Genomic DNA, 25,379 nt, shown 5'->3' on the forward strand with positions numbered 1-25,379 from the left:
AGTCTTTTGATGAATCTCTAGCAAGTTGCTAGGGATTTTTTTATTTATCCAGAAGCATAAATAAATCTTATGCCTATTATTAGTTTTTCTGTGTCAAGTCTTCTTGTGAATTCGTAACAATTCCGTTACATTAGTTTACATAAGTTCACAAGCGAAAAAAAACTATGTACACAACCATTAACGAAGACGGTATTCTCAACAACTACGCAAATGAACCCGAAGTTTACTATGCGAGCTATCCCTCCAATGAACAGCAACGTAGCTATAGTTTTCAGGCGGGAATTGCCACTTTATTAGTCACCGCATTAGTTTTAGTTGCTTTCGGTGTTAGCTAATCGCAATTTTATAAATCTATTCACAACCAACTTTGACAAAGAGGAGAGACTAAAAATGTTTGCACCATTAGTTGTATTGTTCCGTGAATTAATGGGAAAACCTAAATTCAATCAGCTGCGTGGCAAAGCTATTGGTCTGCACGCCCAAGCAATAACTAATTTTTGTAATCGTGTGGGTATTGAATCCAAGCAGAGACAAAACCTAATTCGTTTAGCTAAAGACAACGGTAAAAAGTTAGGTTTATTAGCTTAATTGGTCTTGGTTGTAGAAAAGTTAACTTTGAGAATTTTAATCAGAAATTACATCCACAAATATAGCCTTTGTCGCAGAACAATAAAGAGTAATTTATGGATGTGAATGCAACTCTAGATGATAACAAAGTCAAGTTCAAGATAACTTGGTCAAAAATCCCAAGAGGCGTTTGGTATTATCTGTAAGGAGTGTGCGACGATAAGCATCTGCTGCTTTCTTAATAGCTTCAGCCTGAGTGGGATAGGGATGAATGACACCGCTTAACTTGTTCAAACCTAGCTTACCGACAATTGCAGTGGTTACTTCGGAAATCATTTCACCTGCATGACGAGCAACAATAGTTGCACCGAGAATTTCATCAGATCCTTTTTTGTGGTGAATTTTGAGAAATCCTGATTCTTCACCATCTGCGATCGCTCGGTCTACACTACTAAAAGGAATTTTAATTGTCTCTACATCCAAACCTTGCTCCTTGGCTTGCTGTTCAGACATTCCTACTTGGGCAATTTCTGGGTCAGTATAAGTAACCCAAGGCATAACTAAACTGCTGAGTTTGGAACGTCCTAAACCAAAGGGCGAAAATAGAGTATTTTTAATGACAATCCTTGCGGCTGCATCAGCTGCATGAGTAAATTTCCAATCCATGCAGATATCACCAGCTGCATAAATCTTGGGATTTGTCGTTTGCAGGTAGTCGTTTACCTTGACACCGTGCTGCTTATCGTACTCCACCCCAACTGCTTCTAAATTTAAACCTTCTATATTAGGAGCGCGTCCCGCACCTACTAAAATTTCATCTACAGTTACAGAATCCCGATGACTGTTAGAGGAGAAGTAAAGCCGCTTACCTTCGGTGACAGTTACCACCTCTTCTAATTTGGCATTTAAAACTAAGCGAATTCCTTCTTTAATCAAAACTTTTTGCAGAATTTCCGCAGCTTCCGCATCTTCTTTGTTGAGAATATGAGAACTGCGATGAAAAAGCACTACCTCACACCCCAAGCGGCGGAAAGCCTGTGCTAATTCGCAACCGATAGGGCCGCCACCAATCACTGCTAAACGTTCCGGTCGTTGAATTAAGGAAAAAACCGACTCATTGGTAAGATAACCAGCTTGTTCGAGTCCAGGAATTGCAGGTTGCGCCGCTCTAGCGCCAGTAGCAATTACTGCTTTTTTAAATCGCAGGGTTTGGTCGCCAACTTCCACAGTATTCTTACTGGTAAACCGACCGCTACCCAAGAACACATCGACTCCCAATTTTTGAAAGCGCGCAGCCGAGTCATGAGGACTAATACCTGCTCTAATGCGGCGCATCCTGGCCATAACCGCAGAAAAATCAACATCAATATGTTTGGGAATATTAATTCCTAACTCCTTACCATCCCACAGTTCGCCTACTACACGTGCAGAGCGAATGATAGTTTTAGAGGGAACGCAACCCACATTTAAGCAATCTCCACCCATGAGATGCTTTTCTATCAAAGCCACTTTTAAACCTAAACCCAAACCCGCCGCACCCGCAGCTACCACTAATCCCGCCGTTCCTGCACCAATTACTACCAAGTCGTAAACCTTAGCTGGTTCAGGATTTACCCAATCTGCTGGATGCACTTGAGAGACTAAAGCCTGGTTAAACTCGTCCATTGGACGGACTGTTACTCTCTCAAATTCTAAATTGGACATTAGTGATATCTCCTTTTTACTATCTGCGTGACGGACACTTTGCTCAGGGAAACCCGCCCACGCAAGTGTCCTCCTCTGGGTTTCTGCGTGAATTTTTTTACTTTTTTAATTATTAATCACCTCAGCTTCTAAAGCTTTCTTTGCTATCCGGGTGATGTAAACTGTGACGGCAACAGTAGCAATAAAACCAATAATCCGAATTGCCCATTGTATGGTGGGGTTTGTAGGTTGAGCTTCAGTGCCAATCCGAGCCAGATTACCAGCTAAAGAACCAATGTAAACATACATAATTGTTCCGGGAATCATACCCACAGAGCCAATAAAGTAATCTTTTAAAGAAACTCCGGTAATCCCAAAAGCATAGTTCAATAAATTAAACGGAAATATTGGGGAAAGTCGGGTTAACAGCACAATTTTTAATCCGGCTTTACCAACAGCATTATCAATAGCAGCAAATTTTTTATTACCTGAAATTTTGCGTGAAACCCAACTTCTAGCTAAATAACGTCCTACTAAAAAAGCCGCAGTTGCTCCTAAAGTTGCACCAATCAAGACATACAATGAACCCCAAACTACACCAAAGACTACACCAGAGCCTAAGGTAAGAATAGAGCCTGGTAAAAAAGCAACGGTGGCAATAATATAAAGGGCAATAAAAGCGATCGCTCCTATGGAACCAAGGCTATCAATCCATTGCAAAGCGTCTTTTAGAATTGATTGGGGATTAAAGGTAGTAGTAGTAGATGCTAGGGCTAGGTCTGTGTTAGATAAGAAAGCGATATTTAATATTAGCAATGTTAATACAATTACTTTTTTTAAGCGCTGAGAATAAGTAAGGTTTTTAAACGAACCGCCAAGGACGCAGAGAACGCCAAGGAAGAAGTAGGTAAGTGCTTGGAAAAGCTGCTTAATTTTTATTATTTGTATCATGATTTATTTCGGCTGTCGCTACACTTTCTTTGAGAGCTTTCTGAGCAACTCTTGTACCATAGATAGTCACGGCAACTGTAGCAATACACCCAAGTACTTGGATTACCCATTCTCCTATTTGAGTTTGGGTATTTGTTGGTTGATGAGGTGTATTTAGCATGGCAAGATTAGTAGCTAAGGAGCCGATATAAACGTACATCACAGTACCGGGAATGATGCCAATAGAACCTAAAATATAGTCTTTGAGTGAAACTTGCGTCACTCCAAAAGCGTAATTTAATAAGTTGAAGGGAAAGAGAGGCGAGAGGCGCGTTAGTAGTACAATTTTCCATCCTTCTTTGGCGACTGCTAAATCAATTGCTTTAAATTTAGGATGTTTATCAAGTTGTTGATTCACCCAATCTCTTGATAGGTAACGCCCAATGATAAAAGCTAGAGTGGCTCCAATAGTGGCGGCAATTATTACATAAACAGAACCCCAAAAAACGCCAAATAAGCAACCTCCTTTTAAGGTCAAGATAGAACCTGGTATAAATAGCAAAGTTGCTAAATTATAAATGACGATAAAAGCGATAGGAGCAAAGTAACCAAGACGGTTGACACCAGTTACTAAAGTATATAGAATTTCCTGAATGTTAAGGTGTTTGCTAGCAATTATAAAAGTGGCAACTAGACAACTTAATAGTAAAAATTTGAGTGTGGTATATAATTGACGCTTATTCATTTTCAGTTATCAGTTGTCAGGCTGTTTACTGTGGATTGTTTTGCTATCTTCAACCAAGATATTCTACTTCCCTGAGAATTAGCTTAATTCTTCCTAAATTTTTCTTGGCGATACCAGCTACGAATGCGCTGAGGTGATACTCCTAGCAAATAAGCGATAATTACTATTTGATTAATTAGGGTAGTTTGCATAATTCCCTTGCGCAACCATCGACGGGCTGAGGTGACAACTGGTTCTGAAATAATCGCGATTCTACCAACGGGTTTTAAACGCCGAATGAGTTCAAAGTCTTCCATAATTGGCAATTCAGGAAAACCACCAATTTGCTGAAATAGTTCTTTAGTGATAAAAATTGCTTGATCGCCATAGGGCATTTGTAAAAAGTGCGATCGCATTTTGACTCCCCATTCTACCAGCCTGATACACCGGGTTGGGGTATCAATCCGCAGGTTAAACGCACCCGCCACTGTTTTTGGTTGTTGTAGCGCTGTGCGAATCATCGCATCAAATCCAGCAGGTAAGCGGGTATCTGCGTGGAGAAATAGCAGAATCTCGCCGCTAGCAGCTACCGCACCAGCGTTCATTTGCACCGCCCGCCCAGGAGATGCGGTGATAACTTTGATACCTAATGATTGTGCGATTGCTACGGTGTCATCTTGAGAGCCACCATCTACCACAATAACTTCTGTATTTGTACTGTTTTGGGTGGTAGCAATAGCATCTTTAATATTTGCGGCTTCATTGATAGCCGGAATGATGATAGAGATAGTTGCAGCGCCAAGATTTTGAATCATGATTGCTGAGGTTTCTTTTCCGGCTGATTAGGAAATGAACACTCTACCGTTACCTTGAGATTACTTTCAGCCGTGCCTTTGGTAACGTAGGGTATACCCGCTTCACCAGCAACTTTGATGCCAAATTCTAGAGTGACTTTATCGATATTAGCAACAGGGATTTTCTTAAATGCATTCAGTGCATAAACAGTATAAGCTCGAATCGTCCCTTCAATTGCCAAAAAATTCTGCACTATCTGTCTTTGAGCAACATCAGCATCCCATCCCTTATCAATCAAGGCTTCTTCCTCACCTTCTGGGGAGACTTCGATGCTAACAGGCGGCGCATCGATATTATTTGTGGCTTCAATGTAAATAATAGTGCCATCTTCTAATTGAATTGGTGTGAGTTGCGGCATAGGTTAACAATTCAAAATTCAAGACATGAATGATTACTACACCATTTTTACGGAAAATACGGTAAATTTTCTGTATTAGCTAGAAATAATGTGACACAACTATCATAAGGCTTACTAGGATGAGTCGAGACGCTTTAGTAGTGGGAATTAATACGTATGACCGCTTAAGAAGTCTCAACGCGCCTGCTGCGGATGCGGAAGCTATAGCTCAAATATTGGAAAAGTACGGCGAATTTCAAGTAACGCGCCTACCAGCAGTCAAAGATAAAGAAAACCAGACAATTCGCATTGGTAAGCAAACTAAAGTTAGTTTAACTCAGTTAGAAAAAGCGATCGTTCAATTATTTAAACCAGATGGAAAGCCGCCAGACACAGCACTGCTGTATTTTTCTGGTCATGGGTTGCGGAAAAATGTCGGAATTCAGGAAGGCTTTTTAGCGACGAGTGAAGTCAACCCGGAGGCGGGGAATTGGGGACTATCTCTACAATGGCTGCGGCGACTGCTGCAAGAAAGTGAAGTCAGACAACAAATTGTGATTTTGGATTGCTGCTATAGCGGAGAAGTGCTAAATTTTGCAGAGGCAGATCCTGGAGATAGGGGTAAAGGTAGAGACAGGTGTTTTATTGCGGCTTCTCGTGATTTTGAGGTAGCTTTTGAAGATATTAACAGCCAACACAGCGTTCTCACTGCTGCACTGCTGAAAGGTTTGGAACCAAAACAAGACCGTTGGGTGAGTAACTACACTTTAGTAGATTCGCTCAATCAACAATATCATCCCTTTCCCCAGCGTCCCATTTTTGCTAACTCTGGTGAAGCAATTAATCTCACCCGCAAATGGAATTCCTCTGTTGTTAACTCCACAGTACAGGTATCAGCTATTTGTCCTTACAAAGGGTTATCTTATTTTGATTGCACAGAAGCAGATGCCAACTTATTTTATGGCAGAACAGCGTTAACTGATGAATTATTAGAAAAAGTGCGATCGAGTAATTTCCTCGCTGTGTTGGGAGCATCAGGAAGTGGTAAATCTAGTGTTGTCAGAGCAGGTTTACTTTATCAATTAAAGTTAGGACGCAGGTTATCAAGTAGCGATACTTGGCAGTTGAAAATATTTCGCCCAGGGATTAATCCCTTACAAAATTTAGCACTGGCTTTTGTAGAATCGGATTTATCAGATATTGAACGCGCATCACAATTAGCAAAAGCAGAAGAATTAATAGCTAGAGGTGCAGTTGGTTTAGGACAGTTGATTACTGCCGCACAAACTCAGCGCGTAGTGCTAGTGGTAGACCAGTTTGAGGAAGCTTTTACTCAATGTCAAAACATTACCAAACGACAGCAGTTTTTTGAATGTGTGCTAGGTGCTTTGCAGCGTGATGATAATAAACTCTGCCTAATAATTACAATGCGCGCTGATTTTTTTGGTAAATGTCTCGAACAAGAATATGGCGGACTAGCTAAGAAAATTCAAGAGCATTTGGTAACAGTAGCACCGATGAATCGGGAGGAATTAGAAACAGCAATTATCAAACCTGCCCAACAGGTGAACTTAGCAGTAGAACCGGAATTAGTTTCTCAAATGATTGCAGATGTAGAAAATTCACCAGGGAGTTTACCGTTGTTGCAGTACACGCTGACAGAACTATGGCAGCAAAGAACTGAAGAACGGTTAACCCTCACGGCATATAGCAAACTAGGTGGAGTCAGGGGAACCCTGCAAACACGCGCTACACAAGTTTATGAGTCATTATCACTTGAGGAACAGCAAGCAACAAAGCGGATTTTTTTAGAATTGACGCAGTTGGGTGAAGGAACAGAAGATACGCGTAGACAGGTTGTGCAACGAGATTTAGTTACTTCACATCATCCAGAAGTTGTGATTAATAGAATAATTCAACGGTTAGCTGATGAGAAGCTAGTTGTCACCAGTACCTTATCTAATCAAATTGCTGTGGTAGATGTGGCACATGAAGCACTGATTCGCCATTGGCCGCTATTACGCAAATGGATTGAGGAAAGTCGGGATGTATTGCGGCAAAAGCGGAAAATTGAAGCGGTGGCTGTTGAATGGCGAGATAGGAAAAAGGCGAAAGATTATCTCCTTCAGGGGAAGCGGTTGAGAGAAGCAGAAGATTTTCATAAGCAACAAACTGAGAACTTAAGATTATCTGACCTAGCTATTGAGTTTATTCAAACTAGTGTAAGACAAACGCGGAATAATCGCTTTATAACCGTTGGGTTTTTCTTAATTATTCCGCTGGTTGCGTCAGTAGTTCTAGGTATTGTAATTGAAAAACAAATTAGGATAAGCCAACTTTGGCAGCAAGTCGATGCTGTTAAGGGAAAAGAGTATAGTCGAGTAAGAATTCAAGCACTGGAAAAGCTGGTACAAGCTGGTGAGAGCTTAACTAATAAAGATTTCAGCGGTGCAGACCTCAGCGGTGCCAACCTTACCAGTGCCAACCTTACCAGTGCCGACCTCAGCGGTGCCAACCTCAGAGGTGCCAACCTCAGAGGTGCCAACCTCAGAGGTGCTTACCTCTACGGTGCCGACCTCCGCAGTGCCGGCCTCTACAGTGCCGACCTCTACAGTGCCGACCTCCGCAGTGCCGACCTCAGAGATGCCTACCTCAGCAGTGCCAACCTCAGCGGTGCCGACCTCTACAGTGCCGACCTCCGCAGTGCCAACCTCAGAGATGCCAACCTCTTCGATGCCAACCTCAGCGGTGCCAACCTCAGCAGTGCTGAGCTCTTCAATGCCAACCTCTTCAATGCCAAACTCAGTAGTGCCGACCTCTTCAATGCCGACCTCTTCAATGCCGACCTCCGCAGTGCCAAACTCAGTAGTGCCGACCTCCGCAGTGCCGACCTCCGCAGTGCCAAAGACCTGACTCCTGAGCAAGTTAAATCTGCTGAAAATTGGGATAAGGCTAAATATGACAAAGATTTTCGAGCCAAACTAGGTTTACCACCATAACCAGCTAAGTGAATACTTTGGATTACGTTTTTACTTCTACCCAATCCCCGAATGCAACTTTCCGCAAACTTTTTTTACATCATTATTCGACTAAAAGTAGTTGTTTTGCGATCTTCTTTGCGTCTATGGGCAAAACAAAAAAATTTATTTGTCAGAGCGAACAAAGCTTACAAGACTTAGAGATTGCTTTGCTGGCAATGAGTTTTTATAATTAAGCGATCGCACCACACAAAAACGAACCCTGCATCTAGTCTGAAAAAATGATGTTTCAGAGCGATCGCTTTTTTCGAGATTACTTTGCTGCCAATAAGTTTTTATAATTAAGCGATCGCACCACACAAAAACCAACCCTGAAGCGGCTATCCTTGACTCAATAGTGGCTATCCTCGACTCAGTAGTGGCTATCTTTGACTTAGTAGCGGCTATTCTCGACTCAATAGTGGCTATCCTTGACTCAGTAGCGGCTATTCTCGACTCAATAGTGGCTATCCTCGACTCAGTAGCGGCTATCCTCGACTCAATAGCGGCTATCCTCGACTCAATAGCGGCTATCTTTGACTCAATAGCGGCTATCCTTGACTCAATAGCGGCTATCCTTGACTTTGCATCTAATCTAAAAAAATGGTATCAAAGAGCGATCGCTCAACATAGAAAGTTATAGTATTACTGCTGGAGTTAAGAATGTGTCAGCGTAGTTTACTGTACGTATCGCTTAAAATAGTTATCTTTTTACATGACATCGATTGCATATTTGAGAATTTCTGGATCTATAGTTGCAATTTTTAACCCGTGATGTAAAGCTTGACAAATAAGCATTCTATCAAATGGGTCTTTATGCAATGCTGGTAGTCTAGCCAGTTGAGTAACACTACCTTCATCTAAATCGAGATTTGCAATTTGATGGCGATCGCGTTGTTTAGGAAGATATATTTCTGGAGACTCTGGGAATGGTAGCTTTCCCAACTGATATTTGATAATGCACTCCCATATTGAAACAACGCTAAGATAAACTGTGTTATCTGTATCACGAATGGCATCTCTAACTTCTGGGGCTAGCTGATTATCACCACTGATAAACCATAAAAAAATATGAGTGTCTAGAAGAATTCTCATCTGCCTTCAAATGCATTAAGAATATCGTCAGGCAAAGGTGCATCAAAATCATCAGGAACTTTAAATTCTCCAGAACATAAACCAAATGGTCGCTGTGGCTTGCTATGATTTTGAATTGGTTTTAGTTCAGCAATTGGTTTATCTTCTTGAAGAATAATAAAACTTTCACCTGCCTCAACTTGATTGAGGTACTTTAATGGATCTTGTTGGATTTCATCAACTGTAACTTTTTGCATAGAAACATTTCCGTGTATTTTCCGTGTATTATTTATTATGGGTATACAGTTCCTAATTAAATTTTAGTGCTATCTGGCTTCACAAATAACACAATATTAAGTATTAACTTAAATGGAAAGATCAGAAATAACTTCACAAACAGCTGATATTTTAGCGGATTTAGGAGAAGTAGCATTAGACTCTTTGCTGGAAGGCGTTGCAAAAGATATTCCAGTTTTAGGCTCTGCTGTCAAGCTTGCTAAATTATCAAAAACTATTACCGATCATATCTTTTTGCTAAAAATACAGAAATTTCTTCTAGGTTTAGAAAATATAAGTAATGAAGAAAAGCAAAATTTTTTTAGAAAATTAGATAATAATGCTGAGGCAAAGTCCAAAATTGGTGAATGCCTAGTTCTCATCATCAATCGTCTAGATGATCTAGAAAAAACTCAGATATTGGCTGAACTATTTTTAAAACTAATAAAAGAAAAAATTGATTTAGAAACATTCAGGCGATTAGCTTCTGCTATAGATATCGCATTTATAGAAGACTTAAAGCAGTTGATTAAAGACAGCCTAGATAGTAGCTCTCTAAGCAATTTAGTTCGCTCTGGGCTTGCAGAGACATCGCCTACAGGAGTAATTCTAGAAGGATATGGTGTAGCTCATATCAGTGTGCATATTTCTGAATTAGGAAAATTATTTGTGAGTTTAATGAATGAAAATCATTAGAAACTTATTTACCTTTTATTAAAATGTAAACCAAAATTGGATTAAATATTTTAAAGGCAGGCATCTTGCCTGCCCCACAAGAAAATACAATTAACCCAACCCGGATTTTAAATCACTCAACGCTTGCGTTAATGCCTCTGGTAACTTACTCGCATCGCGTCCGCCTGCTTGGGCTAAATTTGGTCGTCCACCGCCGCCACCGCCGCAAATTTTGGCGATCGCACCGATAAATTTACCTGCTTGCAAACCTTTCTTATTCACGTCTGCACTGAAGGCTGCAACTAAGCTGATTTTATCAGGTTCGGGAACGGAACCCAGCACTACTGCACCGTTACCGAGTTTTTGTAATAAGCGTTCGGCTGCGGTTTTCAAGGATTCTGGATCGACATCATCTAATTGAGCGACGAGTATCTGATAGTCACCCACAGATTCGGCTGTTTGCAGCAAGCTATCAGATTTTGCGATCGCTAATTGTCCTTTCAATACATCCAGTTGTTTTTGGCTGGTTCTGAGTTCGTTTTGCAGAGTTGTGATTCTCTCTGGTAGTTCTTCGGGTTTAACTTTAAAGCGATCGCTCAAATCTTTGACGACTTTATCCCGCAGGTTAAGATAATCTAGCACCGCCGGGCCGGAAACAGCTTCAATCCGCCGCACTCCCGAAGCCACACCAGCCTCGGAGATAATCTTAAATACGCCAATCTCCGCAGTATTGCTGACATGAGTCCCACCGCACAGTTCCATTGATACGCCGGAGAAGTCAATCACTCGCACTTCATCACCATATTTTTCACCGAACATGGCAACAGCACCTCTAGCTTTGGCTTCTGCTAAAGGTAATATTTCGACTTTTGCAGAGTGTGCCTCAGCAATCCAAGTATTCACTTGTTCCTCAATTTGCTGAACTTCCTCTGCTGTCAAAGCCCGAGGACAGTTGAAGTCGAAGCGCAATCTATCAAAGGAAACCAAGGAACCTGCTTGCGATATCCCTTCATCGACAATTTTCTTTAACGCCGCTTGTAGCAGGTGAGTTGCTGTATGGTTAGCTTGCAGACGACGACGACAAGCGCGATCTATTTGGGCAGTTACAGCATCTCCTACTCGGATTGTACCGCGTTCGATGCGTCCGAAATGCACAAAGAAATCTGATTCTTTCTTCACGTCATCAACGCGCACGACAACGCCATCGCCAGAGATATAACCGCGATCGCCTATTTGTCCCCCAGATTCGGCATAGAATGGCGTCTTGTCGAGGACGATTTGCACTTCTGTGCCGGCTTCTGCTTCTTCTTGAGCAACACCAGCTACTAGCAATACCTCAACTTTCCCGGTTGCTGCTGGTTGGGTATAACCTAAGAACTCGGTAGCGTGGATATGTTCTGCTAGTTTATCGAGGGAACCTTGCAAAGTTAAATCGATGGTTTCGTGTGCGTCTCTACCGCCTTGTTGTTGAATTTCCATTTGCTTGCGGAATCCTTCAGCATCAACTGTTAGGTTGTTTTCCTCAGCAATTTCTTGAGTAAGTTCAAAGGGGAAACCGTGGGTATCGTAGAGGGTAAAAGCACTTTCTCCACTAATTTGGGTTTTTCCTTGCTGTTTCACCTGTTGGATAATTTCTTCCAGCAGTTTTTCGCCTCTGTCGAGAGTACGCAGGAAATTGGCTTCTTCTCGTTGCAGTTCCGCTTTAATTGCAGCTTCCCGTTGCCGTACATTGGGGTAAGCTGATTCCGAAAGCGCGATCGCAGTTTCGGCAACTTGGGTAATAAACTCCCCAGAAATGCCAATTAATCGCCCATGACGCACCACCCGCCGAATTAATCGCCGCAATACATAACCCCGTCCCACATTGGAGGCGCGGATTTCGTCAGCAATCATGTGAACCACAGCACGCACATGATCGCCAATTACTTTTAGCGATATTTTGGTTTTATCATCGCTGCTGTGGTAATCAATCCCCGCAATTTGCGCTGCTGTTTCGATAATCGGGAAAATTAGATCGGTTTCGTAGTTATTTGGTACTTTTTGCAGGATTTGCGCCATTCTTTCCAAACCCATACCAGTATCGATGTTCTTATTTTGCAGTGGTGTTAAATTACCTTCAGCATCCCGGTTGTATTGCATAAACACCAGGTTGTAGAACTCGATAAACCGCGAATCATCTTCTAAATCGATGTTGTCATCGCCACGTTCGGGGTGAAAATCATAATATATCTCCGAACAAGGGCCGCAAGGGCCAGTCGGGCCGGATACCCAAAAGTTATCATCTTCGCCCATGCGCTTGATTCGCGCTTCCGGAACGCCAATTTTATCGCGCCAAATTGCAAAAGCTTCGTCGTCTTCTTCAAACACGCTGACGACAAGATTGTTGGGGGAGAAACCAAAGACTTGGGTGGAGATTTCCCATCCCCAAGCGATCGCTTGTTCTTTAAAATAATCTCCAAAGCTGAAGTTACCCAGCATCTCAAAGAACGTGTGATGGCGTTTGGTGCGTCCCACGTTTTCAATATCGTTGGTGCGGATGCACTTTTGGGATGTGGTAGCCCGTTTAAATTCCGGCGTCCGTTGCCCTAAGAATATCGGTTTAAATGGTAGCATCCCCGCGATCGTCAGCAGTACGGTCGGGTCTTCCGGCACAAGAGAAGCACTTGGGAGAATCTGGTGTCCCCTTTGGGCAAAGAAGTTAAGGAATAAGGTGCGAATTTCGTTACCGCTGAGGTAGTGGGGATTTGAAGACATGGGTTTTACAAATTTAATATCAATAAACTTGGGAAGGCCGACAGAGGATCGTTACTTCGCTTTACAGACAAAGTATGCCGCAGCTAAGGACATCTGTGCTACCGTTTTTTGCTGGCGAGTGAATTCGTTAGCCAAGTTAGCTGCAAAACTCAAACAGAACACAAGCCTATAAGCTGGAAATCAAAAACTTTTGTAGATGCCTTAAAGATAGCTAATCTAGAAGCCACAGGGTATTTGCACTTACTTTCAGCATTACTTAGTCTATTTGCACATATATCTTTATATCTATATATTTTGGCATTTTCAGCAATCTTACAGCTAGTCAATCTAGATAAAGAAGTAGTTATGTACTAGTGCGATCGCCTAACTCTGGTAGGATGGGCGATCGCAATGGAGAAGATAACATTAATCATTAAGAATAGATTAATTTTTTTTTGTGGAGTTAAATAATGGCATTAAAACTGAATGTACCCAATATTGCCTGTGAAGACTGTGCGGCAAAAATTAGCAACTCTATTCATGTTATGGAACCTGATGCCAAAGTAGATGTAGATGTCAATGCTAAAACTGTCACCGTAGAATCCGCAGCGTCTGAGGAATCTATCAAACAGATCATTGTTGCTGCGGGTTATCAAATTGCAGGTTATTGATAAGTTTCTGTTGGTAAGTTAGATAGAAAATTTTTTACATTTACATAAAGTGTTGCTTTTGATTATCCGTCTCTTGCAAGGGCGGATAATCGCGTATTTATGCAAGATTAATTTGGCGATATTCAGAGATTTTGCTGAAATATTTATGTATAATTACTTAAGTAGTTTCAAAGTTTTAATAAAGATAAAATTCATAAAAAAACATTCATCGGACTTAGGTTATTCATTTAGCAATAGTATTACTTAATACTTACTGCATCAGGCTTTTACTACTCATGCACTAGCAGACAAATCTGTTCTATTTGAATAACTAGATTCAGTAATTTATGGGATATGCAATTTTTAAGTTTTGAATAAACTATCGGTTTTTACAGGGAAATCTAAATTTTAGAAAATTTTAAATATTCAAGTTTAGTAATTTTTTTGATTCATTATATGCTTATTACTATCAATCACTAGATTGATAAATATTACCAATGGTTAGTACCTGGAAAATACATAAAGACTTTTGTCTCGCGAAGGAATATTCAGTATTTCTACTGTTTTAAAAAAAATATAAAAAAGCAGAAAGTATGTTCAGAAGTTATTTTGTTGATACACGTAGTTGGGGGAAATCCTTAAAAGGAGATTAAAATTGCAAATAAATCATATATTTAATAGTAAAACAATTAAATATAGGGTAATATTCCCTAACCAGAAATACCGACTTATTCAGTATTAATTAAGTGATAACAGCAGTTTTACAAGGTCATCCTTTTAAAGTAAAAAGAGGGCAAAAAGCAAAGCAATGAATATTTCTATTCTGGTCTTCGGGAGTCATAAATTTCTCACTACGCTTCCAGATCAGATCCGTTATGCAACCGCTTTTAGCGTTGAAGTTATTGCCAATCTCGATCGGGCTGTTTCCTATATTAAAGAGACTCCTCCCGACATTATAGTTGTGCAGGCTAGCTTAGATGGCAGTATGGAATTATGTAGCTGGTTAAAAGACCAAGCAAAACTATCCTGGATATACTGTATTCTTTTGGAAGATCGTTCTCAGCAGATAACTGATAGAGATAAATATGGCTGGGAGTGGGAATTGGAGATGACTTCCTCAGCATTAAAACAAGGAGCTGATGCTTATATTTGGCAGCTTCCTGAGGATAAAACAGATTATACATTGGCAGAGTTGACCGCTAACCAGCGTCTGATACTAGCTCAATTAACTGTTGGGTTGCGTAAAGCGAAAAAGTATCGCGATTTGATTCGGACAAATGATTTATTGTCAGCGATCGCTTTAGCTGATTCTTTGACAGAACTCAACAATCGTCGTGCTTTGGAGTGGGACTTACCGAGGCAAATTCAAAAAGCCAGAGATCAAGGGCTGCCATTAAGTTTAATCATATTAGATGTCGATTATTTTAAAAAAGTTAATGATACTTATGGGCATTTAGTTGGCGATCGCCTTTTGCAGTTGCTGTGTATTCGCGTTAGACATAATTTACGCTTTCAAGATACTCCTTTTCGCTATGGTGGCGAAGAATTTGTGATTCTTCTAGCCAATACTACTGGTGAAGAAGCATTAATCGTAGCACGTCGCTTGAATCGCATAGTTAGCGAACAACCATTTGCGATCAATAATCAACATACTATTAACATCACGATTAGTTTAGGAACCGCCTCGTTGCAAAGCGATGATGACGATCAAGGTATCAGTTTATTACATCGTGCCGATCAATGTTTATTAGAAGCCAAAGCTACTGGCAGAAATAAAGTAATTGGTTGGGATCGCTTATCCCATGTTCCGTATCTTAAAGCTGCTTCTTCTTAAAGCGTGTTTATCAACAGAATTTTAAATTCGTAGAGTGAAGTTTGCTGCTTAGATCCCAGACTTCTGGCAGAAGCTGGAGATCTAATAGTTAGTAAGATGATGTTAAATCAGCACTCTCGATCGCACTGCGACATTCTGCTACTGAGGCGCGTTGTCGCATGGCTTTGACTAAGGCTTCATAACTCGACCAATGTTCTTGTAATAGGTTTTTGGCTTGTAGGGCATGAAATCGCTGTTTCTGTTGCCGATTTATATCAGAAAAGCCTAATCTTGTCAACACTTCTGCTAGCTGGCGGCGATCGTCAGATCCACCTTCAGCATTTTGAAACACTAAATTTTCCGCAGCAATACCTGCCATCCAAACAGTACAGTAGCGATCCACAATTTGGGCGCTAATTTTGCCTACTTCTAGTTGAGATGCTAATTCAGCATCATCAAAAGTCACACCACCTTGTCCTGGTTGCCCCTGTCGCCAAGCTTCCCAAGCACTGAGAGTATAGCCAGTTACGGGAATATTTAGTAGGTGTGCGACTAGAAAATGCCCCGCTTCATGGTGGATAATGCGATCGCGATGTTCGCTCTTGAAACCAGCAATCCAATCTAAAACGATAGAACCTCCTTTTCCTTGCAAGCTGAAACTATCGAAAGTGGCTATTCCCAAGATAGTGAAGGTGGCTATTGCTGGTAAGGTAGGCGGAATGTTGAATAATGGCCCTAACAACGCCGATAAGGTCATTAAGAAGATAGATATTGCAATTACATTGAGAGCAGTCTGGTTCATTGCGAGTTCGATCAATGAAACTTAATCTTTCTTCATTATTAACCGATTTTCGGGTTGATTGAGCTTGGGAATTAGTCATTTTTCTTTTTTCTCTATTGCTAATTCCCTATTTCCCGTTCCCTTTATTTGGTATTTGGCCAAAGATTACCTAAATTATTTGTTAGCGTTCTAGAGATTTTTTTTAAATTCTTGGTTAGCAGTCCTAACCACAATAATCTACTGGGAAAATCTGAAAAATATACAGGTTCAATCTCAACATAGCATCGCTACAGTATTCATCCCATAATCCACAAGGTTATTGGCGTGAAAAATAATTCGTTCGCCTAAAAAACTTAATTGCTAATTTCGTAAAGCAGCAGGTAGCTTGATGGTGCAAGGACAGGTTCCAAACACCATAACTACTTTTCCTGGCCTGTATTGGGGCATATTTTTGAGATTTTTCAGCCAAACTAGCCGTTACTCAACCTCTGCTTGCTGTGTCTGCGCCTTTTGGTTGGCAGCCTGAATAATTCTGACTACAGTATTGTAAGCTAAACCACTAATGCGACTGATAGCTCTAAAGCTCATACCTTCGGCATAGGATTGCAATACAATCTGTACGTCTTCGTTGTTCACTTGACGACGGTAATAAAGCGTGTTTAAAGTCTCGCTAAAAGTTTGGCGACAACTTGGGCATAAATAGCGTTGGCTACCTTTACTTGTCTTACCGTGTTTGCGAGTGCGATCGTAACCGCATAAAGGACACTTGATCTTCTGCTTAGAGATACTAGGTTGCTTTTTGGTTAACAAACCTACGTTTTGATAAGAAAACATTAAACTAGGAGCTAACTTCTCCATCTCAATCTGAACTGACATAATTTATTTGCCTTGTAACATAATTGATACTTTCTCTATGTTTTTGTTGAGCTAATTGCTATTCTGCTTTTCTAAGACAACATAGAGAATAGCTATCTACTGAAAACAGTAGAAGCTCAGAGTTTAATACCAAACAAGGCATCACACTCTAGTAGGAAACACTAAATCAAAATTCTGAGGAAATTCTGAAGAAGCAGTATTTTTGGCAAAAAATTTGACATTACACTTATTAATAAAAGTTATTTTTAATACAAATAATTCTATTGCTCTTGATTTCCGCCCTTTATGTTTAAGGAGGAATGACTTAGATGGATTTCCCAAAAATGCGTTGGTTCGATCGAGATAATCAAAAAAATTTACTATTAGTACCTAAACATACTTCAGTGCTTGATGTGATGCAGCAGATGAGTCAAGCTCAAGCAAGCTGCGCGCTGATTCTAGAGCAAGCAAAATTAGTTGGTATTTTCACGGTAAATAATGTAGTTAAGAAAATATTTAACACATTGGCAGCTACGACCGTTGCCGAACTGATGAGTCAACCTGTCATTAGCTTGAGTCACAGGGATGCAGAAAATCTTTCCACTGTCGTGCAACTATTTCGCCAGCATGATATTGACCACTTGCCCATACTTGACAATCACGGACAAGTAATTAGTGTTGTGACTTGGCGTGAAGTGATAGAGGGACTCTACCAAACCATTGAGACTAAAACAGCAGAGTTAGCACAAGCAGCGTCTCAAAAGGAAGTTAGCTATCAAGCATCCCAAACCAGATTTAAAGATATTCTTGATAGCGCGATCGCTACTTCCATTGTCAATTTTCGCCTATTCTTTAATCGTGAATCGCAATATGAGTATCAATCCCCTGGCTGTGAAACTATCTTTGGCTATACATCACAGGAAATTTTGAGCAATAAAAACTTGTGGATGTCGCGAGTGCATCCAGAAGATAAAGAAAAAGTGATTATGCCTTTGATTGAGGAGCTCTTGGCTGAACGTACTGCAACGGTAGAGTACCGATTTCAGCATAAAGATGGCTCTTGGCGTTGGATATCAGGTACTTATACTTCTCGCTACGATGCAGTCGATAACTGTTGGATGGTCACGGGTACGGCTAATGATATTAGCGATCGCAAACGTATCGAGGAAGCACTGCGGCATAGCGAAGAACGCTGGCAATTAGCGATCGCCGGAACTAATGAAGCCATTTGGGATTGGAACATTACTACTAATCAAACCTTCCGGTCTGACCGTTGGTATGAGATGTTGGGTTATGAACGCGACGAACTGAGCAATCTCGATGATGAGTGGAGCATTCGCATTCATCCGGATGATTATGAGCAGGTAATTGCTGCACAACAGGCGTATCTGCAACGACAAGTTCCAGATTATAACGTCGAGTATCGTCTGTGCCGCAAAGATGGGAGTTACGGATGGTTTCGCTCGCGGGCTAAGGCTGTTTGGGATGAGCAAGGAAATCCCGTGCGCTTGGTTGGTTCCCTAGCAGATATTACTGAGCGCAAACAAATGGAAACAGCGTTAAAAGCTTCAGAAGCTCAGTATCGACTGCTATTTGAAAGTAATCCCAGTCCTATGTGTATTTTCAATCTAGAAAGTCACAGATTTTTGGCTGTGAATCGAGCTGCAACCAAAAAATATGGCTACTCAGAGGCAGAATTTCTCTCTATGACAGTTAGAGATATTCGTCCTCCTGAGGGTGTAAGTGATTTTCTACAGATAATGTCAGACCCTAGTTTATTAACTGACTCAATCTATATTGGTGAAACAAAACATTGTCTGCGAGATGGGACTGTAATTGATGTCGAAATTAATTCGCATTTCATCATTTGGGCTGGGAAGCCAGCGAGATTTGCCTTAATCAAAGATATTTCTGAGCAAAAACAGGCAGAAATGGCTTTGCAAGAACGCGAAGCTATGTTACGTAGAATTGGGGATAATCTTCCCAATGGCGCAATTTACAAAGTTATCCGCGATCGCGATGATAGTATGTACTTTTCTTATCTCAGTGCTGGGATTGAAAAGTTGATGGAAGTCAAAGTAGAAGATGCCCTGAGAGACTCAAGTTTACTTTATAGTCAGGTAATTGCAGAAGACAGCCCGCATTTACAACTAGCGATGGATGAGTCTTTTAGAAATCTGTCTGTATTCGATAGGCAACAGCGAATTCGGACACCCAGCGGTCAACTGAAATGGTTGCATTTTCGTTCTACGCCACGCCAATTACCAGATGGTCGCGTAGCTTGGGACGGATTGATGGTAGATGTCACCAACCTCAAACAGACAGAAGAAACCCTACGTAAAAGTGAAGCTTTGTTGGCAGAATCTCAACGAGTCGCCCGCCTGGGGAGTTGGGAATTTGACATGGATAGTAAAAAAGTTACTTGGTCAAAGGAGCTGTTTTACCTGTTCAATCGCGATCCCGCCCAAGGAGAACCGACTGATGAAGAAAGTTTTCAATTTTATCATCCTGAAGATCGTGAAAAACTACACCAAGTCGTAGAACGAGCGATCGCCACTGGTGAGTCCTATAAGCTGATTCTGCGCGTACTGCAACCAGATAGTTCTTTTCGCTATTTTGAAGCAATTGGTCATGTAGAATGCAACGCTGAGGGACAGATAATTCGGCTCTACGGCACTGCCCAGGATGTTACCGAACGCCAGCAAGCTGAGGAAAGAATTTCCCAGAGTCAAGCGCAATTAGCCACTGCACAACAAATAGCCCATGTGGGTAGTTGGGAATTAAATTTACAAACTCACGAACGCCATTGGTCAGCAGAAACTTTCCGCATTTTTGGTCTCGATCCTCACCAATCGGAACCCACCACGGCGGAATTTTTCCAGATGATTCACTCAGAAGATCGTGTAGCTTTGCAAACTCAGCAGCAACAAGCGATCGCCCACAACAAACCATTCAATTTAGAGTATCGCATTATTCGCCCTGATGGTTCGATACGTCATGTAGAGTCTAGAGCCGAGTTAATTCATGACTCTCAAGGGCAGCTAATTAAATTTTTAGGAGCCATTATAGATATTACAGAACGCAAACAAACTGAGTTAGAAATTACCAAGAGCCGCGATCTCCGAGAAGTTATCTATAATGAATCCACTGATGCTCTATTTTTAGTTGATGCAGAAACGCTACTGAATACCGACTGCAACGATCGAGCAGTAGAACTTTTTCAAGCCTCCAGCAAAGCCGAACTTCTGGGTATTAATGGTAAAATTCTGCAAAAACGTGACTTCACTGCTGAGGAATCAGCAGCCATTATCGCAGAAATTGAGCAGCAGGGTTTTTGGTGTCGAGAAATTGAATATCTCACTAAGCAGGGTAATTCTTTTTGGGGAAATATCGCCGTCAAACAAATCGCTGTTGCTGACCAAGTTACGATCTTAGTACGAATTACAGATATTACTGCTCGCAAGCAGAGCGAAGCAGATCGCCAGCGAGCAGAAGCCGCCTTAGCCAAAAGTGAAGAACAATTAAGACTAACTTTGGAATTTAATGCTATCGGCATCTGGGACTGGAATATGCAAACCCAAGAAGTCATTTGGAATGACAACCACTATCGCTTACTAGGTTTAGAGCCAGGAGTTTCATCAGCATCATATCAACTATGGCGTGATTCCGTTCATCCAGAGGATGGGGAGCGAGTGGAACAAAGTTTATTCAATGCGCTGGCACAGCATATCAATTATGAAGCAGAATTTCGGGTGATTTACCCTGATGGTACAGTTCGTTGGCTAATTGGCAAAGGGCGGGGGATTTACAACCAAGCAGGTAATCCTGTAAGAATGCTGGGCGTGATCATTGATATTAGCGATCGCATAGAATCACAAGAAAAGCTCAGACAAGCTGAGTTACGCTACCGAACTTTAATTGAGCAGATTCCTGGGGTAGTCTACACTTCACCCATCACCGCCACTACTGAATTTACTTATATCAGCCCCCAAATTGAGAAAATGCTCAAGATTCCGCGCGATCAGTGGAATGCGGGCTTATTTAACAGTTGGCTGGACTATGTGCATCCTGAAGATCGCGATCGCGTCATACAAAGCGTGCAAGATGCAATTGCAACTGGCGAATCTGTAAATAATGAATATCGCCTGTTCACAGCCGAAGACGACATCATTTGGGTGAAAGATCAAGCCAGCCTTGTGCTAGCACCAGATGGCAAAACTCCGATTCTGCAAGGAGTAGCATTTGATATTAGCGATCGCAAAATTGCCGAGCAAACCCTTCAAGAGCAGGAAAACTTTTTACGCAGTATTTATCACGGGGTGGGACAGTCGATTTTTGTTGTAGATGTTCTAGATAATGATTTTCGTTTTGTGAGTGTTAACCCAGTTCACGAACATATCACAGGTTTTTGTAGTGATAATGTGCAAGGTAAAACTCCTGAAGATTTTCTACCAGCAAATGCAGCAGCAGTAGTGCGACAGCACTATCAAGATTGCATTGACGCCGGAACAACCATTACCTATGAGGAATGCTTACCTTTTAAGGGAAAAGAGGAAACTTGGTGGATCACCACTCTAACTCCACTTAAAGACGCAAACTTACGCACATATCGCATTGTTGGTAGTAGCATCAATATTACTGAACATAAAAGCGCTCAAAAAATGCTTGAGTTGCAAGCAGTGATAACTCGTAGCATCGCTGAAGGAATTTGCTTAATTCGAGCCAATGATGGAATCATTGTTTATGCCAATCCCAAATTTGAGCAGATGTTTGGCTATGGTGCTGGTGAATTAACCGATCGGCATATCTCGATTATTAACTATGCAGGCGATCGCATCTCAGCTAAAGCGGTTAATGAAGCTATTACATCTGCTGTCTTGCAACATGGTGAAGCTAGCTATGAAGTTCATAATATCAAGAAAGATGGCACTCCTTTGTGGTGTAGTGCTACAACTTCCGTATTTGAGCATCCTGAATATGGAACTGTTCTAGTTTGCGTTCAACAAGATATTACCGAGCATAAAGAAGCAGAAGAAAAAGTCAAAGCCTCTTTAAAAGAAAAAGAAGTATTACTCAAAGAAATTCACCATCGTGTCAAGAACAACCTAGGAATTGTTAGTAGTTTGCTACAGATGCAATGCAGACGAACACAAGATTCGCAAGCAGCAGCAATTCTGCGTGATAGCCAAAATCGCATTGCCTCTATTGCGCTGGTTCATGAAAAACTTTACCGTTCTGACGATTTAGCAAATATAAATTTCTCGCAATACATTCCTGAATTAACCACTAATTTGTTTAATTCTTATAATATTAATTATGGTAGTGTAAAACTGAATACTCAAGTTGATAACGTTAGCCTAGATATTGAAAGCGCAATTCCTTGTGGATTAATTATTAACGAACTAGTTTCCAATGCTTTAAAATATGCCTTTCCTAATAATCGTCAAGGTGAAATCCAGCTACGGTTATATCAAGAATCGGAACTTGCGATCGAGAATCAGCACCAAAGTACTTTAATACTCATTATTCGAGATAATGGAATTGGGCTACCTGAGGATTTTGATAGCAGCAAAACTAAAACTCTGGGTATTACTCTTGTCTACGGTTTAGTTAAACAATTAAGAGGAAGTATCGAAATTAACTCTTACCAGGGAACAGAGTTTAAAATAACTTTTAAGAAAAGCAGGACATAACTTTATGACAAACATCTCTTCAAACAAAGATAAGTCTAAAAGAATTCAAGTCCTTGTTGTTGAAGATGAGTTTATTCTTGCTATCAACTTACAAGAAAGTTTAGAATCTCTTGGGTATACAGTACTAGACATCGCAGATTCAGCAGATGCTGCAATTGAGAAAGCAACCGAACTGCGACCAAACTTGATTCTTATGGATATTAGACTCAGGGGAGAAATGGATGGTATCCAAGCAGCAGAGCAAATTTGGAATACCTTACAAATTCCCGTAATTTATGTTACCGGACATTCCGATCAAAGTACTGTAGAACGAGCAACGTTGACATCACCATTTGGTTACATTCTCAAACCAATTAGAGAGCAAGAACTGTATGTTGCGATCCAAACAGCACTTAATCGCTACGAACGCGAGCAATTTTTGAGTACAGTCCTGCGGGGAATGGGAGACGGAGTAATTGTTGTCGATACTGATTTACGTGTCAAATATCTGAATCCAGTAGCTGAAGCACTAACAGGGTGGCGATTAGATGAAGCAAAAGACCAGATGTTGAGCGAAGTTTGCCAACTCATTGACGAACAAACTCAGCTGACAGTAGAAAATCCTATAGTTTTAGCACTGCAAACCCAAACCCCTATTTATCTCAACAATCGCATTTTACTTGTTGCCAAAAACGACACCAAAATCCCAATAGCTGATAGCGCTACACCTCTGAGAGATAACAATGGTGCAGTAGCAGGAGCAGTCATGGTTTTTAGAGATGATACACAAAGAAGGCTAGCCGAAGAACGCAATCTTGCTGCTGAACGCGCTCGTCAATTAGAAATTCAAATGGCAGAACTCCAACGCCTCAACCAGTTAAAAGAAGATTTTTTAGCAACCACTTCTCATGAGATGAGAACGCCTTTATCACACATTAAAATGGCAATTTCTATGCTAGAAAATATTCTAGATCAGCCGAATATTTTGGACTCAAAAGGAATTGCTACATCTAAATCTGTAACTCAATATTTAAATATCTTACGCGATCAATGCGAACGCGAGCTAAATCTTGTAGATGATTTGCTAGAAATGCGGATGATTGACGCAGATATCTGTCCTTTAGAATTAACTTCAATTTTTCTCCAATCTTGGCTACCTCATATAGCCGAGACTTTTCAAGAATTAGCTCAAGCTCAACAACAGATTCTAGAAATTATCATTCCTCAAGATTTACCACCTCTAGTTTCAGACTTAACTTTGCTGACTCGCATTGTGACAGAATTGCTCAACAATGCTTGTCAATATACGCCTTCTGGCGAACGGATTAAAGTAAATGTCCAACTTGTTGAAGCTACTACAAGCCTCACTAATGAAAATGCAAAACCTGAATTTCCGAACGTACAAATTATCATCAGCAATTCTGGTGTTGAAATTCCGGCAACAGAAACATCGCTAATTTTTGAACCGTTTTACCGCATTCTGAAAAGTAAGACAAAAGAAAAATTTAATATATTTGACTCAGATTCCCAGATATTTCAAAGCACTCTTAAACAAAATACTGGCACAGGCTTGGGGTTAGCATTAGTTAAAAAGCTAGTAGGGCATCTGCAAGGCACAATTGAAGTTACAAGTAATCAAAATTTAACAACATTTATAGTTCAACTACCATTACAATTATCAGCATAGTTTCCATAGTCATACCATGTTGAAATGGGTAGTAAGTCAACTACTCAAATACTACTGTCCGATTGCCATACACCAACACGCGGTTTTGTAAATGCGATCGCACTGCTCTGGCTAATACAATTCGCTCTAAATCTTTGCCTTTTCTAATTAAATCTTCAACTGCATCGCGGTGGCTAACTCGCACTACATCTTGTTCAATAATTGGCCCCGCATCTAAATCAGCAGTGGCATAGTGTGCCGTTGCACCAATAATTTTCACGCCACGCTCAAAAGCTCGGTGATAAGGATTAGCTCCCACAAAAGCAGGTAAAAATGAATGATGAATATTAATAATATGAGGAAATTTGCTAATAAAATCAGCACTGACAATTTGCATATATTTCGCCAAGACAACTAAATCAATTTGATACTGCCGAAGTAATTCTAATTGCTTAACTTCTTGTTCGGCTTTGTTGTCTTTAGTTATGGGAATGTGATGGTAATCAATATTAAATTGCTCTGCTACGACTTTTAAATCTGCATGGTTGCTAATAATTAAAGGAACTTCTGCGACAAATTCTTTAGCCCGGTGTCGCCAAATTAAATCGAAAAGACAATGGTCTTGCTTGCTAACCCAAATAGCAATACGCGGTATGGTATCAGAAAAATGCAGTTCCCACTTAGCACCTAAAGGTTGCGCGATCGCATTAAATGCAGGCCCAATTAAATCCCGTGGTAAGTTAAACCCCTCTAGCTGCCATTCAATCCGCGTGAGAAATAACCCAGCAGCAAAATCTGTATGCTGATCTGCATGGATAATATTGCCACCGTTAGCATAGATAAAGTTAGCAATTTTCGCCACTAAACCCCGTTGATCGGGGCAAGAAATGAGCAATGTTGCTGTTGGGTTTGTCATTTGTCATTTGTCATTGGTCATTGGTCATTTGTCCAGAGTCAATCAATGGGCAATTAACAATTGCTCCCTTGTCCTCCTTGTCCCCCCTTCGGGTTCGCCAGTCGCCTGCGGATGGAAACCCTCCCGCAGCGCTGGTCTCACCTCATCCCCCCACA

19 protein-coding genes and 1 pseudogene are annotated in these 25,379 nt (G+C 40.9%); 9 read left to right on the forward strand and 11 right to left on the reverse strand.

The features are described from left to right. The first annotated feature begins 164 nt into the window (after positions 1–164). A complete protein-coding gene (psb34, locus tag AACU33_RS26410) occupies positions 165–335 on the forward strand; it encodes a photosystem II assembly protein Psb34 (protein WP_339376304.1) in 171 nt (56 codons plus the stop codon). A 55-nt stretch (positions 336–390) separates the two neighbouring features. Then, positions 391–588 carry a cyclic electron transport protein PGR5 gene (gene pgr5, locus AACU33_RS26415; RefSeq protein WP_096592250.1) on the forward strand — a complete coding sequence of 66 codons (198 nt, stop codon included), beginning with the start codon at positions 391–393 and terminating at the stop codon, positions 586–588. 135 nt (positions 589–723) lie between these two features. Here the strand turns inward: pgr5 and AACU33_RS26420 are convergent, their stop codons facing one another. The 5 genes from AACU33_RS26420 to AACU33_RS26440 form a co-directional block, all read right to left on the reverse strand. Continuing rightward, positions 724–2,271, reverse strand: coding sequence for a mercuric reductase (locus AACU33_RS26420; protein ID WP_096592253.1), 1,548 nt, complete (start codon positions 2,269–2,271; stop codon positions 724–726). A gap of 105 nt (positions 2,272–2,376) precedes the next feature. Next, entirely contained in the window at positions 2,377–3,201 is an 825-nt protein-coding gene (locus AACU33_RS26425; RefSeq protein WP_339376305.1) for a TVP38/TMEM64 family protein, read from the reverse strand. After that, positions 3,179–3,925, reverse strand: a complete 747-nt coding sequence (locus tag AACU33_RS26430) for a TVP38/TMEM64 family protein (protein ID WP_096592256.1) — start codon at positions 3,923–3,925, stop codon at positions 3,179–3,181. The genes AACU33_RS26425 and AACU33_RS26430 overlap by 23 nt, the downstream gene beginning before the upstream one ends. A gap of 83 nt (positions 3,926–4,008) precedes the next feature. Then, positions 4,009–4,719, reverse strand: coding sequence for a TIGR04283 family arsenosugar biosynthesis glycosyltransferase (locus AACU33_RS26435; protein ID WP_096592258.1), 711 nt, complete (start codon positions 4,717–4,719; stop codon positions 4,009–4,011). Next, entirely contained in the window at positions 4,716–5,117 is a 402-nt protein-coding gene (locus AACU33_RS26440; RefSeq protein ID WP_096592261.1) for a CU044_2847 family protein, read from the reverse strand. Before AACU33_RS26440 ends, AACU33_RS26435 begins: the two co-directional genes overlap by 4 nt. Before the next feature lie 119 nt (positions 5,118–5,236). On the opposite strand from AACU33_RS26440, the gene AACU33_RS26445 reads away from it, so the two are divergent. Together AACU33_RS26445 and AACU33_RS26450 are read left to right on the forward strand one after the other, a co-directional pair. Beyond that, positions 5,237–8,095, forward strand: a complete 2,859-nt coding sequence (locus tag AACU33_RS26445; RefSeq protein ID WP_096592263.1) for an nSTAND1 domain-containing NTPase — start codon at positions 5,237–5,239, stop codon at positions 8,093–8,095. Between the two features lie 376 nt (positions 8,096–8,471). Next, positions 8,472–8,756, forward strand: a complete 285-nt coding sequence (locus tag AACU33_RS26450) for a hypothetical protein (protein WP_096592266.1) — start codon at positions 8,472–8,474, stop codon at positions 8,754–8,756. Between the two features lie 68 nt (positions 8,757–8,824). On the opposite strand, the gene AACU33_RS26455 is transcribed toward AACU33_RS26450, so the two are convergent. Together AACU33_RS26455 and AACU33_RS26460 are read right to left on the reverse strand one after the other, a co-directional pair. Further along, positions 8,825–9,208, reverse strand: coding sequence for a type II toxin-antitoxin system VapC family toxin (locus AACU33_RS26455; RefSeq protein WP_096592268.1), 384 nt, complete (start codon positions 9,206–9,208; stop codon positions 8,825–8,827). Next, positions 9,205–9,444, reverse strand: a complete 240-nt coding sequence (locus AACU33_RS26460) for a type II toxin-antitoxin system Phd/YefM family antitoxin (RefSeq protein ID WP_096592271.1) — start codon at positions 9,442–9,444, stop codon at positions 9,205–9,207. The genes AACU33_RS26455 and AACU33_RS26460 overlap by 4 nt, the downstream gene beginning before the upstream one ends. 112 nt (positions 9,445–9,556) lie before the next feature. On the opposite strand from AACU33_RS26460, the gene AACU33_RS26465 reads away from it, so the two are divergent. Further along, positions 9,557–10,159, forward strand: a complete 603-nt coding sequence (locus AACU33_RS26465; protein ID WP_339376306.1) for a hypothetical protein — start codon at positions 9,557–9,559, stop codon at positions 10,157–10,159. A gap of 90 nt (positions 10,160–10,249) precedes the next feature. On the opposite strand, the gene alaS is transcribed toward AACU33_RS26465, so the two are convergent. Further along, complete coding sequence (gene alaS / locus AACU33_RS26470) at positions 10,250–12,892, reverse strand: alanine--tRNA ligase (protein WP_096592273.1); 2,643 nt, start codon at positions 12,890–12,892, stop codon at positions 10,250–10,252. Between the two features lie 449 nt (positions 12,893–13,341). On the opposite strand from alaS, the gene AACU33_RS26475 reads away from it, so the two are divergent. Both AACU33_RS26475 and AACU33_RS26480 read left to right on the forward strand, forming a co-directional pair. Next, positions 13,342–13,542, forward strand: a complete 201-nt coding sequence (locus AACU33_RS26475; RefSeq protein WP_096592276.1) for a heavy-metal-associated domain-containing protein — start codon at positions 13,342–13,344, stop codon at positions 13,540–13,542. Between the two features lie 787 nt (positions 13,543–14,329). Beyond that, complete coding sequence (locus AACU33_RS26480) at positions 14,330–15,355, forward strand: diguanylate cyclase (protein WP_096592278.1); 1,026 nt, start codon at positions 14,330–14,332, stop codon at positions 15,353–15,355. A gap of 88 nt (positions 15,356–15,443) precedes the next feature. Here AACU33_RS26480 and AACU33_RS26485 read toward each other — a convergent pair whose 3' ends face one another. After that, positions 15,444–16,136, reverse strand: coding sequence for an ATP-dependent Zn protease (locus tag AACU33_RS26485; RefSeq protein ID WP_096592281.1), 693 nt, complete (start codon positions 16,134–16,136; stop codon positions 15,444–15,446). 480 nt (positions 16,137–16,616) lie between these two features. Further along, positions 16,617–16,901: pseudogene (locus tag AACU33_RS26490) on the reverse strand (IS1/IS1595 family N-terminal zinc-binding domain-containing protein); the annotation flags it as partial. A 398-nt stretch (positions 16,902–17,299) separates the two neighbouring features. Between AACU33_RS26490 and AACU33_RS26495 the strand changes: the two are divergent. Further along, positions 17,300–22,663 (forward strand): PAS domain-containing protein, encoded by a 5,364-nt coding sequence (locus AACU33_RS26495; RefSeq protein WP_096592286.1) that lies wholly within the window; start codon positions 17,300–17,302, stop codon positions 22,661–22,663. Positions 22,664–22,667: 4 nt separating this feature from the next. Then, positions 22,668–24,329 carry a hybrid sensor histidine kinase/response regulator gene (locus AACU33_RS26500; protein WP_096592289.1) on the forward strand — a complete coding sequence of 554 codons (1,662 nt, stop codon included), beginning with the start codon at positions 22,668–22,670 and terminating at the stop codon, positions 24,327–24,329. Positions 24,330–24,369: 40 nt separating this feature from the next. Here the strand turns inward: AACU33_RS26500 and purU are convergent, their stop codons facing one another. After that, complete coding sequence (gene purU / locus AACU33_RS26505) at positions 24,370–25,224, reverse strand: formyltetrahydrofolate deformylase (RefSeq protein WP_096592291.1); 855 nt, start codon at positions 25,222–25,224, stop codon at positions 24,370–24,372. Positions 25,225–25,379: the final 155 nt, after the last annotated feature.

This window comes from Calothrix sp. NIES-2098 (assembly GCF_963875125.1).
Lineage (GTDB): Bacteria > Cyanobacteriota > Cyanobacteriia > Cyanobacteriales > Nostocaceae > Aulosira.

Coding starts and splice junctions, on each gene's coding strand:
- alaS (WP_096592273.1), bottom strand. CDS start 12,892: ATGTCTTCAAATCCCCACTACCTCAGCGGTAACGAAATTCGCACCTTA.
- AACU33_RS26475 (WP_096592276.1), top strand. CDS start 13,342: ATGGCATTAAAACTGAATGTACCCAATATTGCCTGTGAAGACTGTGCG.
- AACU33_RS26440 (WP_096592261.1), bottom strand. CDS start 5,117: ATGCCGCAACTCACACCAATTCAATTAGAAGATGGCACTATTATTTAC.
- AACU33_RS26485 (WP_096592281.1), bottom strand. CDS start 16,136: ATGAACCAGACTGCTCTCAATGTAATTGCAATATCTATCTTCTTAATG.
- psb34 (WP_339376304.1), top strand. CDS start 165: ATGTACACAACCATTAACGAAGACGGTATTCTCAACAACTACGCAAAT.
- AACU33_RS26445 (WP_096592263.1), top strand. CDS start 5,237: ATGAGTCGAGACGCTTTAGTAGTGGGAATTAATACGTATGACCGCTTA.
- pgr5 (WP_096592250.1), top strand. CDS start 391: ATGTTTGCACCATTAGTTGTATTGTTCCGTGAATTAATGGGAAAACCT.
- AACU33_RS26465 (WP_339376306.1), top strand. CDS start 9,557: ATGGAAAGATCAGAAATAACTTCACAAACAGCTGATATTTTAGCGGAT.
- AACU33_RS26435 (WP_096592258.1), bottom strand. CDS start 4,719: ATGATTCAAAATCTTGGCGCTGCAACTATCTCTATCATCATTCCGGCT.
- purU (WP_096592291.1), bottom strand. CDS start 25,224: ATGACAAACCCAACAGCAACATTGCTCATTTCTTGCCCCGATCAACGG.
- AACU33_RS26500 (WP_096592289.1), top strand. CDS start 22,668: ATGACAAACATCTCTTCAAACAAAGATAAGTCTAAAAGAATTCAAGTC.
- AACU33_RS26430 (WP_096592256.1), bottom strand. CDS start 3,925: ATGAATAAGCGTCAATTATATACCACACTCAAATTTTTACTATTAAGT.
- AACU33_RS26495 (WP_096592286.1), top strand. CDS start 17,300: ATGGATTTCCCAAAAATGCGTTGGTTCGATCGAGATAATCAAAAAAAT.
- AACU33_RS26420 (WP_096592253.1), bottom strand. CDS start 2,271: ATGTCCAATTTAGAATTTGAGAGAGTAACAGTCCGTCCAATGGACGAG.
- AACU33_RS26425 (WP_339376305.1), bottom strand. CDS start 3,201: ATGATACAAATAATAAAAATTAAGCAGCTTTTCCAAGCACTTACCTAC.
- AACU33_RS26480 (WP_096592278.1), top strand. CDS start 14,330: ATGAATATTTCTATTCTGGTCTTCGGGAGTCATAAATTTCTCACTACG.
- AACU33_RS26455 (WP_096592268.1), bottom strand. CDS start 9,208: ATGAGAATTCTTCTAGACACTCATATTTTTTTATGGTTTATCAGTGGT.
- AACU33_RS26460 (WP_096592271.1), bottom strand. CDS start 9,444: ATGCAAAAAGTTACAGTTGATGAAATCCAACAAGATCCATTAAAGTAC.